The following is a 16167-nucleotide window of genomic DNA, read 5'->3' as shown; positions in this document are numbered from 1 at the left end:
AATAGGCCACTGGCATTTGGGACCGCGTTCACAGGGATTCGGCACTTTTGCCACGCGCGACAAATCGGGGTCTAGGCCGGATCCGTCTGGCGCGCTAGTCTTGGCGATCTGATTGAGGAGCTTCGATGAACGTCGCCATTTCTTCGCGCACGCCGCAACAGGCGCTGGCTGCTTTACTGGATCGCTATGCCCCGGCGCGTTTGCTGCTGATCGGCGCCAGCGAATTTCCGGCGCTCGCCGCTTTTAAACAGGCGCACCCGGATTGCTGCGTGGCCCACGCCGAACCCGGTGCGTTGCCCGCCGAACTCGCGGCGCGGCGCTTCGACCTGGCGCTGGTGGTCGATTGCCTGGAGCACTTGCCCAAGCGTGACGGCCTGAACCTGCTGGGCGGGATTCGCAACCTCAACGCCAGTCGCATCGCCGTGCTGGCGGATCTGCTGGCCAGCGGCTGGCAGGAAACCGATTTCTACTCGCTGGCACTGCAAGCCAGTGAGCGCTTCCAGCGTGACGAGCAGGTACTGACCCTGTTCACTTACGATCTGCTTGACTACAAGCAAGTCCCCGACTGGCTCAACTCGCGGTTCTGGGCCAATCCGGAAAACTTCGGCAAATACTGGTGGTAATGCAATGAGTACAGCCATTTGCCCATGCGGCAGCGGCAACCTGCTGCAGGCCTGCTGCGGTCCCTACCACGAAGGCCACCCGGCGCCGTGCGCCGAAGCGTTGATGCGGTCGCGCTACAGCGCCTACGTTTTGGGGCTGATCGATTATCTGGTGGCCACTACCCTGCCCGCCCAACAGGCCGGTCTGGATCGCCAGTCGATCAGTGCCTGGAGCGCGCAAAGCACCTGGCTCGGCCTTGAGGTCGAAAGCTCGGAAGTGTTCGGCGGCCAGCCCGAGCACGCCTTCGTCACCTTCACCGCGCGCTGGCACGACAGCCAGGGCGAACACAGCCACCGCGAGCGCTCTTCATTCGTGCAGAACGCCGGGCGCTGGTACTTCATCGACCCGACCGTGCAGTTGAAGCTGGGGCGCAATGACGCGTGTCCATGTGCCAGCGGGCAGAAGTTCAAGAAGTGCTGTGCGGGGTATTTCGGCGCATAAAGGGAAGTGCCGACTAGACTGGGGCACAAAGGGAGTTTTTTCGATGCTCGGTCACTGTCGCACACTGCATGGCTTGTTATTGATGCTGATCCTGAACCTCGGCGGTTGCGCCTCATGGTTCAGCGACGACAGCGTCGACCCCGCCGTGCACCTGGTAAAAGTCGAGGTGGTGCGGGCCAAATTGCTCGAACAGAAATTCATCCTGCATTTTCGCATCGACAACCCCAACGACAGCGACCTGACCGTGCGCGGCATGGAATATCGCATTCATCTGGCAGACCTGTTGTTGGCCGAAGGCGAGCATGAACACTGGATCACCGTGGGACCGAAAAGCAGCGCGTTCTATCGGATACCGATCCGCACCAACCTGTGGCCGCGGGTCAAGGACGTGGTGAAAATGCTGAAAAGTCCGCACCAGCAGGTGCCCTATCGATTGCAAGGCGAGATGGAAACCGGTTTATTCATCGCCCACTACGTGCACCTGGAGCGCAATGGCGTGATAATCCCCGCCGATTTAATTCCGGAGCACAACCGATGACTCAGCAACCTCATGTCCATGGCCCTGACTGCAACCACGATCATGACCATCATCACGATCACGACCATGGCCATGTCCACGGCCCGAACTGCGGCCACGCTCACCAGGAACCGGTGCGCAACGCCCTGAAAGACGTCGGTCGCAACGACCCTTGCCCTTGCGGCAACGGCAAGAAATTCAAGAAGTGCCACGGCGCTTGATGTTTCGGGTGAAGATACTCTTCGCCTGACACATTGCCTTCGCGAGCAAGCTCGCTCCCACAGTTGACCGCGTTCCCGCTGGCTGAACGCAGTCGACTGTGGGAGCTGGCTTGCCAGCGATGAGGCCGGCGCATCCAGCATCGATGTAGCCTGACGCTCCGCTATCGCTGGCAAGCCAGCTCCCACAGGTTTCTCAGGCAACTGCCAGAACCTGCGCAGCACTGACCACCGTCGCATACTCCCCGTGCAAATTCCCCAGCGACATCCCGTGCACCTCTTCGGCTGAACGCGGTGTGCCGAAATAATCGGCCTTGTCGAAGGTAAAACACGCGTCCTCCGCCACCCAGGCGTCAAATCCCAGATTGCCCGCCGTTCGCGCTGTGGATTCCACCGAGTTGTGGGTCGCCACACCGACAATGATCAATTGCCCGATCCCCGCCTCACGCAACCGTGCCTCCAGCCCCATGGCGCAAAACGCGTCCGGCACCTGTTTCTGGATCAGCCATTCGCCGTCCTGCGGCATGAATCGCTGCTGAATCTCCACCCCTGACTGCCCGGGCCAGAACACCGAATCCGCTTCACGCGACAGATGCTGCACATGAATCACCGGCCGCCCGCTGCTGCGCCACGCCCTCAGCAAATCAAGCATGCGTTCTTCGGCCTGTGGATTATTCCGTCGGCCCAGGCGCGGCTGCAGAATGCCTTGTTGCTGGTCGATGATGATCAGTGCAGCGTTGGCCTTGAGCTCCATGGCGTTTTTTTCTCATGCGGGTCAGTGAATTTCCCGCACTTCAGCATCACCTCCAGGTATCAGGCAAGTGCATAAGACCAACCCTCCAAGATCAAAAGATCGCAGCCTGCGGCAGCTCCTACAGGGGGTACTCAATCCAATGCAGGAGCTGCCGAAGGCTGCGATCTTCTCCATTCGACAGAATTACACAAATAACCCCCGCGCCCGCTTGCGCGGCCACCGCCTGCTCACTAACGTAGCGGCTTTATTGCGCCCCCAGCCTCTACCCCCGCAGGAGCTTTGCCATGGCCTCGCCAGCCCTTACACATTTTCTTCCCCGGTTCGGCGTTGCCGCAGCAGTGACCGGTGTCTTGAGCCTGTCCGGTTGCCAGACCTGGAACGCTCAGGACACCCTCCCGCCCACCTCCGGCGTGCAAGCGCTCAAGGGGCTGGCGCAGAACGTTTCGGTGCGTCGCAATGCGATGGGCATGCCGTTGATCGAAAGCAACAGCTTCCACGACGCACTGTTCACCCTCGGGTACGTGCATGCCAGCGACCGCATCAACCAGATGGTGACCCTGCGCCTGCTGGCCCAGGGCCGTCTGGCGGAAATGTCCGGCGCCTCAATGCTCGACGCTGACCGCTACATGCGCGCGGTCAACCTGAAGAAAAGCGCCGACGAGCTGTACAAGGCCTCGTCGCCACGCCTCAAGCGTTTCTTTGAAGTCTATGCGCGAGGCGTCAACGCCTACCTGTTCCGCTACGCCGACAAACTGCCGGGCGACCTCGCGTCCAGCGGCTACAAGCCGGAATACTGGAAACCGGAAGACTCGGCGCTGCTGTTCGCGCTGCTGAACTTCAGCCAGTCAGCCAACCTGCCGGAGGAAATTTCCTCGCTGGTGCTGGCGCAGACCGTGACCAGCGACAAACTCGCCTGGCTGACCCCGTCCGCTCCGGACGAAAACCTGCCGCTGGACGAGGCTGACAAGCTGCAAGGCCTCAAGCTCAACGGACAGATTCCTGGCCTCACCGAACTGAGCAACGCCAGCCAACAACTGGCGGCGGTGAATCTGCTGGGCGCCAGCACCTCGAACAACTGGGCGATCGCCCCGCAACGCAGCCGCAGCGGCAAGAGCATTCTTGCCAGCGACAGTCATGGGCCCTTGGCCGCGCCGTCGCTGTGGACCTTCGTGCAGATCCGCGCACCGAAATACCAGGCCGCCGGTGTCACGGTTGCCGGTTTGCCGATGGTCCTCGGCGGTTTCAATGGCAAAGTGGCGTGGAGCGTCACCAGCGTGCTCGGCGACAACCAGGACCTGTTCCTGGAAAAAATCCGCCGTCAGGGCAGCAGCCTGACCTACGAGGTCAACGGCAAATGGCAGCCGCTGGGCGTGCGCAACGAAACCTATTTCGTCAAAGGCCAGCGGCCGATTCGCGAAGTGGTATACGAAACCCGTCACGGTGCATTGCTCAACAGTGCCCAGGCTGCGGCACAGGGCAACGGTTTCGGCCTGGCCCTGCAAACCCCGAACTTCACCGACGACAAATCGCTGGACGCTTTTTTCGACCTGACCCGCGCGCAAAACGTTGAACGCGCTTCGGACGCCAGTCGCGAAATCCGCGCCATCGCCCTGAACATGGTGTTCGCCGACGCCAGCAATATTGGCTGGCAAGTCACCGGGCGTTTCCCCAACCGTCGCGAAGGCGAAGGCCTGCTGCCATCGCCGGGCTGGGAAGGTCGCTACGACTGGGACGGTTACGCCGACCCGATGCTCCACCCCTACGATCAGGACCCGCCCCAGGGCTGGCTCGGCACGGCCAACCAGCGGGTGATTCCTCACGGCTACGGCATGCAGCTGTCCAACTCGTGGGCGGCGCCGGAGCGCGGTGAACGTCTGGCGGAACTGGCCGGCAGCGGCAAACAGGACGGTCGCAGCGTGATCGCCATGCAGTACGACCAGACCACCACCTTCGCCGCCAAGCTGAAGAAAATGTTCGAAGCGCCGGGCATGAAGCAGCCGCTGAAGCAGGCGATCGACGCTCTGCCGGAAGCCGATCGCAGCAAGGCGCGCGAGGCCTTCAGCCGCTTGATGGCGTTCGACGGCAAACTCAGCTCGACCTCGGCGGATGCGGCGATTTATGAGCTGTTCCTGCAAGCAAGCATGAAGCAGATCTTCCTCGATGAGCTCGGCCCCGAGTCGAGCCCGGCGTGGAAAGCCTTTGTTGCCAATGGCGACTTGTCCTACGCGGCGCAGGCCGATCACCTGCTCGGGCGCGAGGACAGCCCGTTCTGGGATGACTTGCGTACCCCGCAGAAAGAAGACAAAGCCGTGATTCTGGCGCGCAGTCTGGCCGCCGCGATCAACGCTGGCGACAGTCAGTTGGGTGGCGATCACAAGGCCTGGCAGTGGGGCAAACTGCACAGCTACACATGGAAAAACGCCAACGGCCAGACCGTTCGCGGCCCACTGGCAGCCGGCGGCGATCACACCACGCTCAATACCTCGGCATTTGCCTGGGGTCAGGACTTCAACACCACGCGGGCGCCGTCGATGCGTTTCATTGTCGACTTCAGCCAGACCGAACCCTTGATGGGGCAGAACGGTACCGGCCAGTCCGGCAACCCGGCCAGCCCGAATTACCTCAATGGCGTTGATGCGTGGCTCAAGGGTCAGTACATCGGTCTGCCGATGCAGCCGCAGAACTTTGACCGGGTGTATGGCAAGACGCGTTTGACCCTCACCCCGGGCAAATAAACGCTAGAGCAAGATCAAAAGATCGCAGCCTTCGGCAGCTCCTACATGGGAATGGTGAACATCCTGTAGGAGCTGCCGAAGGCTGCGATCTTTTGCTTTTCGCCCCACATAAAAACCCGATAGAACTTCCGGACTCGCGCCAACCTCATAGCTAACAAGCCCTCCATTCTGGTAACGACATGGACCTTGTTATCGCCCGCCCCGAAGGCTTGTACTGCCCTGCCGGGGATTTCTATATTGATCCGTGGCGCCCGGTCGAGCGCTCGGTGATCACCCATGCCCACGGCGATCACGCCCGTAACGGCAATCAGCACTACCTTGCCAGCAGCGCCAGCGAAGGGATTTTGCGCGCGCGTCTGGGTCAGGACATCAACCTGCAAACCCTCGCCTACGGCCAGCGGCTGACCCACCACGGCGTGACCTTGAGTTTCCATCCGGCCGGGCATGTGCTCGGTTCGGCCCAGGTGCGTCTGGAATACGGCGGTGAAGTCTGGGTCGCGTCCGGCGACTACAAGATCGAACCCGACGGCACCTGCGCGCCGTTCGAACCGGTGCGCTGCCACACCTTTATCACCGAATCGACCTTCGGCCTGCCGATCTACCGCTGGCAGCCACAGGCGCAGGTGTTCAGCGAGATCAACCAGTGGTGGCAGGCAAACATCGCGGCGGGCAAGGCCAGCGTGCTGTTCTGTTATTCATTCGGCAAGGCTCAGCGGATCCTGCACGGTATCGACGCCAGCCTCGGCCCGATCCTCAGCCACGGCGCCGTCGAGCCGTTGAACCGGGTCTACCGCGAGGCCGGCGTGTACCTGCCGCCGACGATCTACGCCGGCGACATCAAAAAATCCGACCCGATCATGCGTCAGGCGCTGGTCATCGCCCCGCCCTCGGCCGGTGGCAGCACCTGGATGCGCCGGTTCGGTGATTTCAGCGACGCCTTCGCCAGCGGCTGGATGCGCCTGCGCGGCACCCGCCGGCGGCGCGGCGTGGATCGTGGTTTTGTGCTGTCGGATCACGCCGACTGGCCGGGCCTGCTCTGGGCCATCGAACAGACCGGCGCCGAACGGGTGATGGTCACCCACGGCTCGATCGGCGTGCTGGTGCGCCATCTGCGTGAACAAGGCCTGGATGCGCAAGGCTTCAACACCGAATACGGCGACGATGAAGAGGAAAACATTGACGCCGAACCTGCCATCGCCGAGGTGCAAGCATGAAAGCCTTCGCCGAGTTGTATGCCGAACTCGACGCCACCACGTCCAGCAACGCCAAACTGGCCGCCATGCAAGCCTACTTCGCCCAGGCTGCACCGCAAGACGCGGCATGGGCGGTGTACTTTCTGTCGGGCGGGCGCCCGCGACAACTGGTGCCGGTGCGCATCCTGCGCGAACTGGCGGTGGAGGTCTCGGGGTTGCAGCCGTGGCTGTTCGAGGAAAGCTATCAATCCGTCGGCGATCTGGCGGAAACCATTTCGCTGGTGCTGCCAGAAAACCTGCACAGCTCCGAGGCCGGCCTGGCCGAATGGATCGAAGACAAGCTGCTGCCGCTGCGCGGTGAAACCCCGGAGTATCTCGCCCGCCAACTGCCCGCACTGTGGTCGCAGCTGGACCGGCCGAGCCTGATGCTGTGCATCAAATTGATCACCGGCAGCTTTCGCGTCGGCGTGTCGAAACTGTTGGTCACTCGCGCATTGGCATCGATGGCCGGCCTCGACAGCAAACGTGTGGCGCAGCGACTGGTGGGTTACACCGACCTGTCGAACCGGCCGAACGCGGCCAGCTACCTGAAACTGATCGCTCCGGAATCCGCCGACGAACACGCTCAGCGTGGCGGTCAGCCCTACCCGTTTTTCCTCGCCCATGCCTTGTCGCAATCGGTGGAGGAGTTCGAAACATTGCTGGGCCCGGCGAGCGACTGGCAGGTGGAATGGAAGTGGGATGGCATCCGCGCGCAGGTGGTCAAACGTGAGGGGCGGTTGTGGGTCTGGTCGCGCGGTGAAGAACTGGTGACCGAACGCTTTCCCGAATTCGATACGTTGATCCACGCGTTACCCGACGGCACGGTGATCGACGGCGAAATCGTGGTCTGGAAAAGTACCCATCCGAGCACCGAAGACGCCTTCGATCCGCAATCGAGCGCGCCACCAGCGGTGCAACCTTTCGCCCTGCTGCAGCAACGCATCGGGCGCAAAACCCTCGACAAGAAAATCCTCGAAGAAGTGCCGGTGGTGGTGCTCGCCTACGACTTGCTGGAGTGGCAGGGCGAAGACTGGCGCAACCGTCCGCAGGCCGAACGGCGTGCGCAACTGGAGCAGGTCATCGCCCACGGTAACAACCCGGTGTTACTGGCCTCGCCGATTCTCACCGGGAGTGACTGGTTGGATCTCGCCCGGCAGCGTGAAGCCTCACGGCGACTGGGGGTCGAGGGCATGATGCTCAAGGCCCGCGACGCCCTGTATGGCGTGGGCCGGACCAAGGACATGGGCGTGTGGTGGAAGTGGAAGGTCGATCCGTTCAGCGTCGATGCGGTATTGATCTACGCCCAACGCGGCCATGGCCGGCGCGCCAGTTTGTACAGCGATTACACCTTCGCCGTGTGGGATGGCCCGCCCGAATCCAGCCAACGAGCGCTGGTGCCGTTTGCCAAGGCCTATTCGGGGCTGACCGACGAGGAGATGCGTCAGGTCGACAGCATCGTACGCAAGACCACCGTGGAAAAATTCGGCCCGGTGAGCAGCGTCAAACCGAGTCTGGTGTTCGAACTGGGTTTCGAAGGGATCGCCCTGTCGCGACGGCACAAGAGCGGCATTGCCGTGCGTTTTCCGCGCATGCTGCGCTGGCGGCAGGACAAGACGGTGGATGAGGCAGATAGCCTGGCAACGTTGCAGGATTTGTTGGCCTGACCCGGTTTTCCGGGACATACCTCCAATCGTGCTGAATGAACATCCTGTAGTGAGTGGATTTTCTGGTGAGGAGATCTTGTGGTGAGGGGATTTATCCCCGATGGGCGCGAAGCGGCTCCCCATCATTACTTTCAGTAAACCGCGTGTACCGGATTTGCGACTGCTGCGCAGCCGATCGGGGATAAATCCCCTCGCTACAAGTATTCTGAATCACTAAAAAATGCGTGCCTCGACCCAACTTGGTGCAGCCTTCAACAGCCGCCCGGTTCCGTGCACCAATCCCTTTCTCTCTCCCCTCCCCCAACCTTTTAAAACACTTGTTCGGGACTCTGGTTCGGAAATTGCTACTTTCTATAGGTCGTACGCGTTCCAGTAACAATAATTCTGCGCCACAAGCGCTCATATTGGTTCTTAGGGATTGAATAATGAAAAAAGCATTGCTGACCCTTTCTGCACTGGCGTTGTGCATGGCTGCCGGCTCCGCGCTGGCCAAGGAATACAAAGAGCTGCGTTTTGGCGTTGATCCTTCCTACGCACCGTTCGAGTCGAAAGCGGCCGACGGCAGCCTGGTGGGCTTCGACATCGACCTGGGCAACGCGATCTGCGCCGAGCTGAAGGTCAAGTGCAAATGGGTTGAAAGCGACTTCGACGGCATGATTCCGGGCCTCAACGCCAACAAATTCGACGGTGTGATTTCGTCGATGACCGTGACCCCGGCCCGTGAAAAGGCGATCGATTTCTCCAGCGAGCTGTTCTCCGGCCCGACTTCCTACGTGTTCAAGAAGGGTTCCGGCCTGAGCGATGACGTCGCCTCTCTCAAGGGCAAATCCGTCGGTTACGAGCAAGGCACCATCCAGGAAGCCTACGCCAAGGCCGTACTGGAGAAGGCCGGGGTGAAAATCCAGGCTTACGCCAACCAGGACCAGGTCTACGCCGACCTGAAAAACGGCCGTCTCGACGCCTCGATCCAGGACATGCTGCAAGCCGAACTGGGCTTTTTGAAGTCGCCGGATGGCGCCAACTACGAAGTCAGCAAGCCGGTCGACAGCGAATTGCTGCCAGCCAAAACCGCTGTCGGTATTAAGAAAGGTAACAAAGAGCTGAAGGCACTTTTAGATAAAGGTATCAAAGCGTTACACGATGACGGCAAATACGCCGAGATTCAAAAGAAACACTTTGGCGATCTGAATCTGTACAGCGGTAAATAATGCCCTGGCGCCCATCACTCGATGGGCGCCTTTTCCATCCGCTCAGGTTGCTGATTTATGTTCGAAAACCTCTTACAAAATCTGGGGCTCTCCGCCTTCAGCCTCAAGGGCTTCGGTCCGTTGCTGTTGGAAGGCACCTGGATGACCATCAAATTGTCGGCGTTGTCGCTGCTGGTGGCCGTGTTGCTCGGTCTCTTGGGCGCCAGTGCCAAACTGTCGAAATCCAAACTGCTGCGCCTGCCTGCCCAGCTCTACACCACGCTGATTCGCGGCGTACCGGATCTGGTGCTGATGCTGCTGATTTTCTACAGCCTGCAAACCTGGCTGACCGCCCTGACCGACGTCATGGAGTGGGACTACATCGAAATCGACTCCTTCACCGCCGGGGTGATCACCCTGGGCTTCATCTATGGTGCGTATTTCACCGAAACCTTCCGTGGCGCGATTCTCGCCGTACCGCGCGGTCAGGTCGAAGCGGCCACCGCCTACGGCCTCAAACGCGGCCAGCGCTTTCGCTTCGTGGTGTTCCCGCAAATGATGCGCTTCGCCCTGCCAGGCATCGGCAACAACTGGATGGTAATGCTCAAGGCCACCGCGCTGGTGTCGATCATCGGTCTGGCGGATCTGGTCAAAGCCGCGCAGGACGCCGGTAAAAGCACCTATCAACTGTTCTACTTCCTGGTACTCGCCGCCTTGATCTATCTGCTGATCACCAGTGCATCCAACGTCATCCTGCGCTGGCTCGAGCGTCGTTACGCCGCCGGTGCCCGGGAGGCCGTACGATGATCGAACTCCTGCAGGAATACTGGAAACCCTTCCTTTATACCGACGGCACCAACATCACCGGGCTGGCGATGACGATGTGGTTGCTCAGCGCCTCGATCTTCATCGGGTTCCTGGTGTCGATCCCGCTGTCGATTGCCCGGGTGTCCTCGCACTTCTATGTGCGCTGGCCGGTGCAGTTCTACACCTACCTGTTCCGTGGCACGCCGCTCTACATCCAGTTGCTGATCTGCTACACCGGGATCTACAGCCTGGCCGCCGTGCGCGCGCAGCCGTTGCTCGACAGTTTCTTTCGCGATGCGATGAACTGCACAATCCTCGCGTTTGCCTTGAACACCTGCGCCTACACCACGGAGATTTTCGCCGGGGCGATCCGCAGCATGAACCACGGTGAAGTCGAAGCGGCCAAGGCCTACGGTCTGACCGGCTGGAAGCTGTATGCCTACGTGATCATGCCCTCGGCGCTGCGCCGTTCGTTGCCGTATTACAGCAACGAAGTGATCCTGATGCTGCACTCGACCACCGTGGCCTTCACCGCGACCATCCCCGACATCCTGAAAGTGGCACGGGACGCCAACTCGGCGACCTACCTGACCTTCCAGTCGTTCGGCATCGCCGCGCTGATCTACCTGACCATTACCTTTGCGCTGGTCGGCCTGTTCCGCCTCGCCGAACGCCGATGGCTGGCCTTCCTCGGGCCGACCCACTAGGAAACCCTGTAATGCGACACCAGATCCATGACCTGTTGGCCCCGGTGCCGGGGACCGCACGCCAGATCCACAGCTTCCACTTCGGCCCGGAGCAGGCCCAAGGCAAGATCTACATCCAGTCCTCGCTGCATGCCGACGAAATGCCCGGCATGCTCGTGGCCTGGCACCTCAAGCAGCGCCTGGCGGAGCTGGAAGCCGCCGGGCGCCTGCGCAGTCAGATCGTGCTGGTGCCGGTGGCCAATCCGGTCGGCCTTGAACAAGTGCTGATGGACGTGCCGCTGGGCCGTTACGAGCTGGAGAGCGGGCAGAACTTCAATCGCTGGTTCGTCGACCTCAGCGAAGAAATCGGCAACGACATCGAGGGCCAACTGGGCGACGACCCGCAACGCAACCTTGAGCTGATCCGCGCCAGCCTGCGCAACGCCCTCGCCCGCCAGACGCCCGCCACACAACTGCAATCCCAGCGCCTGACCCTGCAACGGCTGGCGTGTGATGCCGACATGGTGCTGGACCTGCATTGCGATTTCGAATCGGTGGTTCACCTCTACACCACGCCCGAGGCGTGGCCACAGGTCGAGCCGCTGGCGCGTTACATCGAAGCCCAGGCGAGCTTGCTGGCCACCGATTCCGGCGGCCAGTCGTTCGACGAATGCTTCACCCTGCTGTGGTGGCAACTGCAGGAACGCTTTGGCGAGCACTTCGAGATTCCGCTGGGCAGTTTTTCGGTGACCGTGGAGTTGCGCGGCCAGGGTGACGTCAATCACCCGATGGCCAGCCGTGACTGCCAGGCCTTGATCGATTACCTGATCCAGTTCGATGCGATCGTCGGCGAGACCCGGCCGCAACCGCCCTTGCCCTTCCCCGCAACACCGCTGGCCGGTGTCGAACCGGTGACCACGCCGGTCGGTGGCTTGCTGGTGTACACCGCCACGGCCGGGCAATACCTGCAAGCCGGGCAACAGATTGCCGAAATCATCGACCCGATCCACGACCGGGTCACCCCCATTCATTGCACCGCTGCCGGCGTGATGTACGCCCGCTCGCTGCGGCGCATGGCCACTGCCGGCATGGTGATCGCCCACGTGGCGGGTGCCGAAGCCTATCGCAGCGGCTATCTACTTTCGCCTTGAGGATGTCTGTCCCATGTACAAATTGACGGTTGAAGGTCTGCACAAAAGCTATGGCGACCATCAGGTACTCAAAGGCGTTTCGCTCAATGCCAAAACCGGCGACGTGATCAGCCTGATCGGCGCCAGTGGCTCGGGCAAAAGCACCTTTTTGCGCTGCATCAACTTCCTCGAACAACCCAACGATGGCGCCATGAGCCTCGACGGCCAGGCGATCCGCATGGTCACCGACCGCCACGGCATGCATGTCGCCGACCCGAATGAACTGCAACGCCTGCGCACGCGACTGGCCATGGTGTTCCAGCACTTCAACCTGTGGAGCCACATGACCGTGCTGGAAAACATCACCATGGCCCCGCGCCGGGTACTGGGTTGCAGCAAACAGGAAGCGGAAGACCGCGCCCGCCGTTACCTGGACAAGGTTGGCCTGCCGGCGCGCGTCGCCGATCAGTACCCGGCGTTTCTCTCCGGCGGCCAGCAACAGCGGGTGGCGATTGCCCGGGCGCTGGCGATGGAGCCGGAAGTGATGCTGTTCGACGAACCGACCTCGGCACTCGACCCGGAGCTGGTGGGCGAAGTGCTGCGGGTGATTCAGGGGCTGGCCGAGGAAGGCCGGACGATGATCATGGTGACCCATGAAATGAGCTTCGCCCGCAAAGTCTCCAGCCAGGTGTTGTTCCTGCATCAAGGGCTGGTGGAAGAAGAAGGCGCGCCGGAAGACGTGCTGGGCAATCCGCGAAGCGAACGGCTGAAACAGTTCCTCAGCGGTAACCTCAAGTAACCCGGATCTCCAATGTAGGAGCTGCCGCAGGCTGCGATCTTTTGATTTTGCTTTTCAAGATCAAAAGATCGCAGCCTGCGGCAGCTCCTACAGGGGATTGCGGCGTGATTAAACCTTTCGCCAGTCGGCGCGGTCACTGAAGGAACACGTTCAGAGCGCACGCCGCCGGTATGCCGACCTCCACCGACTTCGCAAAACTCTGGTTCAGCGCACGCAACTGGAAGCCGTTCGCCTTTCAAAAGCAGGTGTGGGCCGCCGTCAAACAAGGTCAGTCGGGGTTGCTCCATGCCAGCACCGGCGCCGGTAAAACCTATGCGGTGTGGTTCGCCGCGCTCAACCGCTTCGCCCGTTCAGCCGCCCCCGCAGCCACGACCAGCAAACGCAAACCCCAGAGCGAACCGCTGACCGTGCTGTGGATCACGCCGATGCGCGCCCTCGCCGCCGACACCGCGCGCGCCTTGCAAGCGCCGGTCAGCGATTTGCAGATTCCGTGGAGCATCGGTCTGCGCACCGGCGACACCAGCAGCGCCGAACGTGCGCGTCAGGGCCGGCGCCTGCCGACTACGCTGATCACCACCCCGGAAAGCCTGACCCTGCTGCTTGCCCGAGCCGACGCCAGGACTGCGTTGTCGAGCCTGCGGATGATCGTTGTCGATGAATGGCACGAACTGCTCGGCAACAAACGCGGCGTACAGCTGCAACTGGCCCTCGCCCGCCTGCGCCATTGGCAACCCGAGCTGATCGTCTGGGGCGTGTCCGCCACCCTCGGCAATCAAGCCCACGCCGAACAGGTGCTGATCCCACAGGGCGGCGGGATCAGCGTGCAGGGCCACAGCGAAAAATCACTCAAGATCGACACCTTGATCCCACCCGCCATCGAGCGTTTTCCGTGGGCCGGGCACATCGGTCTGAAGATGCTGCCGCAGGTTGTCGCCGAACTCGACGCCTGCGCCAGCAGCCTGGTCTTCACCAACACCCGCGCGCAGTCGGAAATCTGGTATCAGGCGTTGCTCGAAGCGCGGCCGGACTGGGCCGGACTGATCGCGCTGCACCACAGTTCACTGTCTCGCGAGACCCGCGACTGGGTCGAGCAAGCGTTGAAGGACGGGCAGTTGAAAGCCGTAGTCTGCACCTCGAGCCTGGATCTGGGCGTGGACTTTCTGCCCGTCGAGCGGGTGCTGCAAATTGGCTCGGCCAAGGGTGTGGCGCGACTGATGCAACGGGCCGGGCGCTCCGGTCACGCGCCGGGGCGCACCTCGCGAGTGACGCTGGTGCCGACCCACAGCCTGGAGCTGATCGAAGCCGTCGCCGCACGCGATGCCGTGGCGCAACGCCACATTGAACCGCGCCTGTCGCCGCACCAACCGCTGGATGTGCTGGTGCAGCATCTGGTCAGCATGGCGCTGGGTGGTGGCTTTACTCCCGAAGAACTGTACGAAGAAGTCCGTGGAGCCTGGGCTTATCGTGATCTGACACTGGCAGATTGGGCCTGGGCGCTGGAGTTCGTACGTCACGGCGGGCTGTCTCTGACGGCCTATCCGGATTACCGCCGGGTCGAACCGGACGAAAACGGCGTCTGGCGCGTCTCCGATGCACGGCTCGCCCGCCGCCATCGCATGAGCATCGGCACCATCGTCAGCGATGCGAGCATCCATCTGAAATTCTGGAGCAAGGGTGGCGGCGGCAAGCAATTGGGCAGCGTCGAGGAAGGTTTCATCGCGCGGCTGAAACCGGGTGACGGCTTTCTGTTCGCCGGGCGTTTGCTGGAATTGGTGCGGGTGGAAAACATGACCGCGTATGTCAAACGCAGCACCGCAAAGAAAGCCGCCGTGCCGCGCTGGAATGGCGGGCGGATGCCGCTTTCCAACGAATTGGCCGCTGCCGTGGTCAGTCGCTTCACAGCGGCCGCGCGCGGTGAGTTCGCCAGCCCGGAAATGCACGCGCTGCAACCGTTGCTGCAAACCCAGGCGCGCTGGTCGGGTCTGCCCACTTCCGACAGTCTGTTGGCAGAGGTGCTGAAATCCCGCGAAGGCTGGCACCTTTTCCTCTACCCGTTTGCCGGGCGCCAGGTGCATCTGGGGCTCGCCAGCCTGCTGGCGTGGCGCATGAGCCAGCGTCAGCCGCTGACGTTCTCGATTGCGGTCAATGATTACGGGCTGGAGTTGCTCAGCGCCACACCGGTCGATTGGTCCGGGCAATTCGATGCAGCGCTGCTCAGCCCCGAGCATCTGCTGCGCGACGTGCTCGCCAGCCTGAATGCCGGGGAGCTGGCGCTGCGGCGCTTTCGCGAAATTGCGCGAATCGCCGGGCTGGTGTTCGCCGGCTATCCCGGCGCACCGAAAAGTACCCGCCAGGTACAGGCCTCCAGCGGATTGTTCTTCGAGGTGTTCAAGCAATACGACGCCGACAACCTGCTGCTGGCCCAGGCCGGAGAAGAAGTCCTGCGCGAAGAGCTGGATATTCGTCGTCTGGAACAGACATTGGCGCGAATCAACCGGATGAAACTGGACATGCACCTGATCAAACGGCCTACACCGCTGGGCTTTCCATTGCTGGTGGAGCGCATGCGTGAAAGCATGAGCTCGGAAAAACTCGCCGACCGCATCCGGCGCATGGTCGGTGATCTGGAGCAATCCGCCGACAAGGGTCAAGCCTCATGAGTGCAGCGTATCCCGTGCGCCTGGCCGGCGAGGAACTCTGGCTGCTGCCGGAAAAGGCTCTGTACTGGCCGGCGCAGCAAGCGCTGCTGATCGCCGACGTGCATTTCGGCAAGGCTGCGGCATACCGCAGCCTCGGCCAGCCAGTGCCACAAGGCACCACGACGGCGAACATCGAAGTGCTCGACCGCTTGCTGGCGAGGCTGCCCTGCCGGCAGCTGATTTTCCTCGGTGACTTTCTGCACGGTCCCGGTTCGCATGCGGCGGGTACGCTGAATGCCTTGGCCGAATGGCGCGCACGTCACGCGGATCTGCCGATGACACTGATTCGCGGCAACCACGACAAGCGCGCCGGGGACCCGCCGGCGGCACTGAATATTCGCGTGGTTCCGGAACCGATGCTGCTCGGGCCGTTCGCCTTGCAACACGAACCCGACCCGCACCCGGAACGGCATGTGCTGGCCGGGCACGTGCATCCCGTCTATCGGCTTAACGGCAAAGGGCGGCAGCGTTTGCGTCTGGCGTGTTTCCGGCTGGGCGAGGGTTTGAGCCTGTTGCCAGCGTTTGGCGCGTTTACCGGCGGCTTTGCGGTGGAGAAGGATGACACCTGCAGGATTTTCGTCGTCGGCGACAACGAAATATGGCCAGTCAGCTGAGGTATAGGGCACACCTCG

Annotated in this window: 15 protein-coding genes; 14 read left to right on the top strand and 1 reads right to left on the bottom strand. The window is 61.8% G+C overall.

Going from position 1 to position 16167, the window contains the following annotated elements; all coding sequences use genetic code 11:
• Window positions 1–125 precede the first annotated feature (125 nt).
• Genes ACYZUM_RS02595 through ACYZUM_RS02580 form a run of 4 tightly spaced genes read left to right on the top strand, consistent with a single transcriptional unit; the run spans window position 126 to window position 1842 of the window.
• A complete protein-coding gene (locus ACYZUM_RS02595) occupies window positions 126–623 on the top strand; it encodes a DUF6231 family protein (RefSeq protein WP_108181883.1) in 498 nt (165 codons plus the stop codon).
• 4 nt (window positions 624–627) lie between these two features.
• Window positions 628–1104 (top strand): YchJ family protein, encoded by a 477-nt coding sequence (locus tag ACYZUM_RS02590; protein WP_108181882.1) that lies wholly within the window; start codon window positions 628–630, stop codon window positions 1102–1104.
• Between the two features lie 43 nt (window positions 1105–1147).
• Entirely contained in the window at window positions 1148–1642 is a 495-nt protein-coding gene (locus ACYZUM_RS02585) for an LEA/WHy family protein (protein ID WP_108181881.1), read from the top strand.
• The gene (locus ACYZUM_RS02580; RefSeq protein WP_003198420.1) at window positions 1639–1842 is read left to right on the top strand and encodes an SEC-C metal-binding domain-containing protein; all 204 of its coding nucleotides are present in this window, start codon (window positions 1639–1641) and stop codon (window positions 1840–1842) included. The genes ACYZUM_RS02585 and ACYZUM_RS02580 overlap by 4 nt, the downstream gene beginning before the upstream one ends.
• 193 nt (window positions 1843–2035) lie before the next feature.
• Here the strand turns inward: ACYZUM_RS02580 and ACYZUM_RS02575 are convergent, their stop codons facing one another.
• Entirely contained in the window at window positions 2036–2593 is a 558-nt protein-coding gene (locus ACYZUM_RS02575; protein ID WP_108181880.1) for a cysteine hydrolase family protein, read from the bottom strand.
• 284 nt (window positions 2594–2877) lie between these two features.
• Here ACYZUM_RS02575 and ACYZUM_RS02570 point away from each other — a divergent pair, with 284 nt between their 5' ends.
• The 10 genes from ACYZUM_RS02570 (at window position 2878) to pdeM (ending at window position 16149) form a co-directional block, all read left to right on the top strand.
• Window positions 2878–5328, top strand: coding sequence for a penicillin acylase family protein (locus ACYZUM_RS02570; protein ID WP_108181879.1), 2451 nt, complete (start codon window positions 2878–2880; stop codon window positions 5326–5328).
• Window positions 5329–5507: 179 nt separating this feature from the next.
• Window positions 5508–6542, top strand: coding sequence for a ligase-associated DNA damage response exonuclease (locus ACYZUM_RS02565; protein ID WP_047601187.1), 1035 nt, complete (start codon window positions 5508–5510; stop codon window positions 6540–6542).
• The gene (locus ACYZUM_RS02560; protein WP_108181878.1) at window positions 6539–8227 is read left to right on the top strand and encodes an ATP-dependent DNA ligase; all 1689 of its coding nucleotides are present in this window, start codon (window positions 6539–6541) and stop codon (window positions 8225–8227) included. The genes ACYZUM_RS02565 and ACYZUM_RS02560 overlap by 4 nt, the downstream gene beginning before the upstream one ends.
• A gap of 425 nt (window positions 8228–8652) precedes the next feature.
• A complete protein-coding gene (locus tag ACYZUM_RS02555) occupies window positions 8653–9435 on the top strand; it encodes a transporter substrate-binding domain-containing protein (RefSeq protein WP_003222321.1) in 783 nt (260 codons plus the stop codon).
• Between the two features lie 57 nt (window positions 9436–9492).
• A complete protein-coding gene (locus tag ACYZUM_RS02550) occupies window positions 9493–10221 on the top strand; it encodes an ABC transporter permease (protein WP_003222319.1) in 729 nt (242 codons plus the stop codon).
• Entirely contained in the window at window positions 10218–10928 is a 711-nt protein-coding gene (locus tag ACYZUM_RS02545; protein ID WP_041070638.1) for an ABC transporter permease, read from the top strand. Before ACYZUM_RS02550 ends, ACYZUM_RS02545 begins: the two co-directional genes overlap by 4 nt.
• A gap of 11 nt (window positions 10929–10939) precedes the next feature.
• Complete coding sequence (locus ACYZUM_RS02540) at window positions 10940–12058, top strand: succinylglutamate desuccinylase/aspartoacylase family protein (protein WP_108181877.1); 1119 nt, start codon at window positions 10940–10942, stop codon at window positions 12056–12058.
• Window positions 12059–12071: 13 nt separating this feature from the next.
• Complete coding sequence (locus ACYZUM_RS02535) at window positions 12072–12836, top strand: ABC transporter ATP-binding protein (protein ID WP_108181876.1); 765 nt, start codon at window positions 12072–12074, stop codon at window positions 12834–12836.
• A 170-nt stretch (window positions 12837–13006) separates the two neighbouring features.
• Window positions 13007–15496, top strand: a complete 2490-nt coding sequence (locus tag ACYZUM_RS02530) for a ligase-associated DNA damage response DEXH box helicase (RefSeq protein WP_108181874.1) — start codon at window positions 13007–13009, stop codon at window positions 15494–15496.
• Window positions 15493–16149, top strand: a complete 657-nt coding sequence (gene pdeM, locus ACYZUM_RS02525; protein ID WP_108181873.1) for a ligase-associated DNA damage response endonuclease PdeM — start codon at window positions 15493–15495, stop codon at window positions 16147–16149. Before ACYZUM_RS02530 ends, pdeM begins: the two co-directional genes overlap by 4 nt.
• Window positions 16150–16167 lie beyond the last annotated feature (18 nt).

It is taken from the genome of Pseudomonas sp. m6p (genome assembly GCF_055760375.1).
Note: the sequence above shows the minus strand (reverse complement) of the source record. Positions and strands in the feature narration are given on the sequence as shown.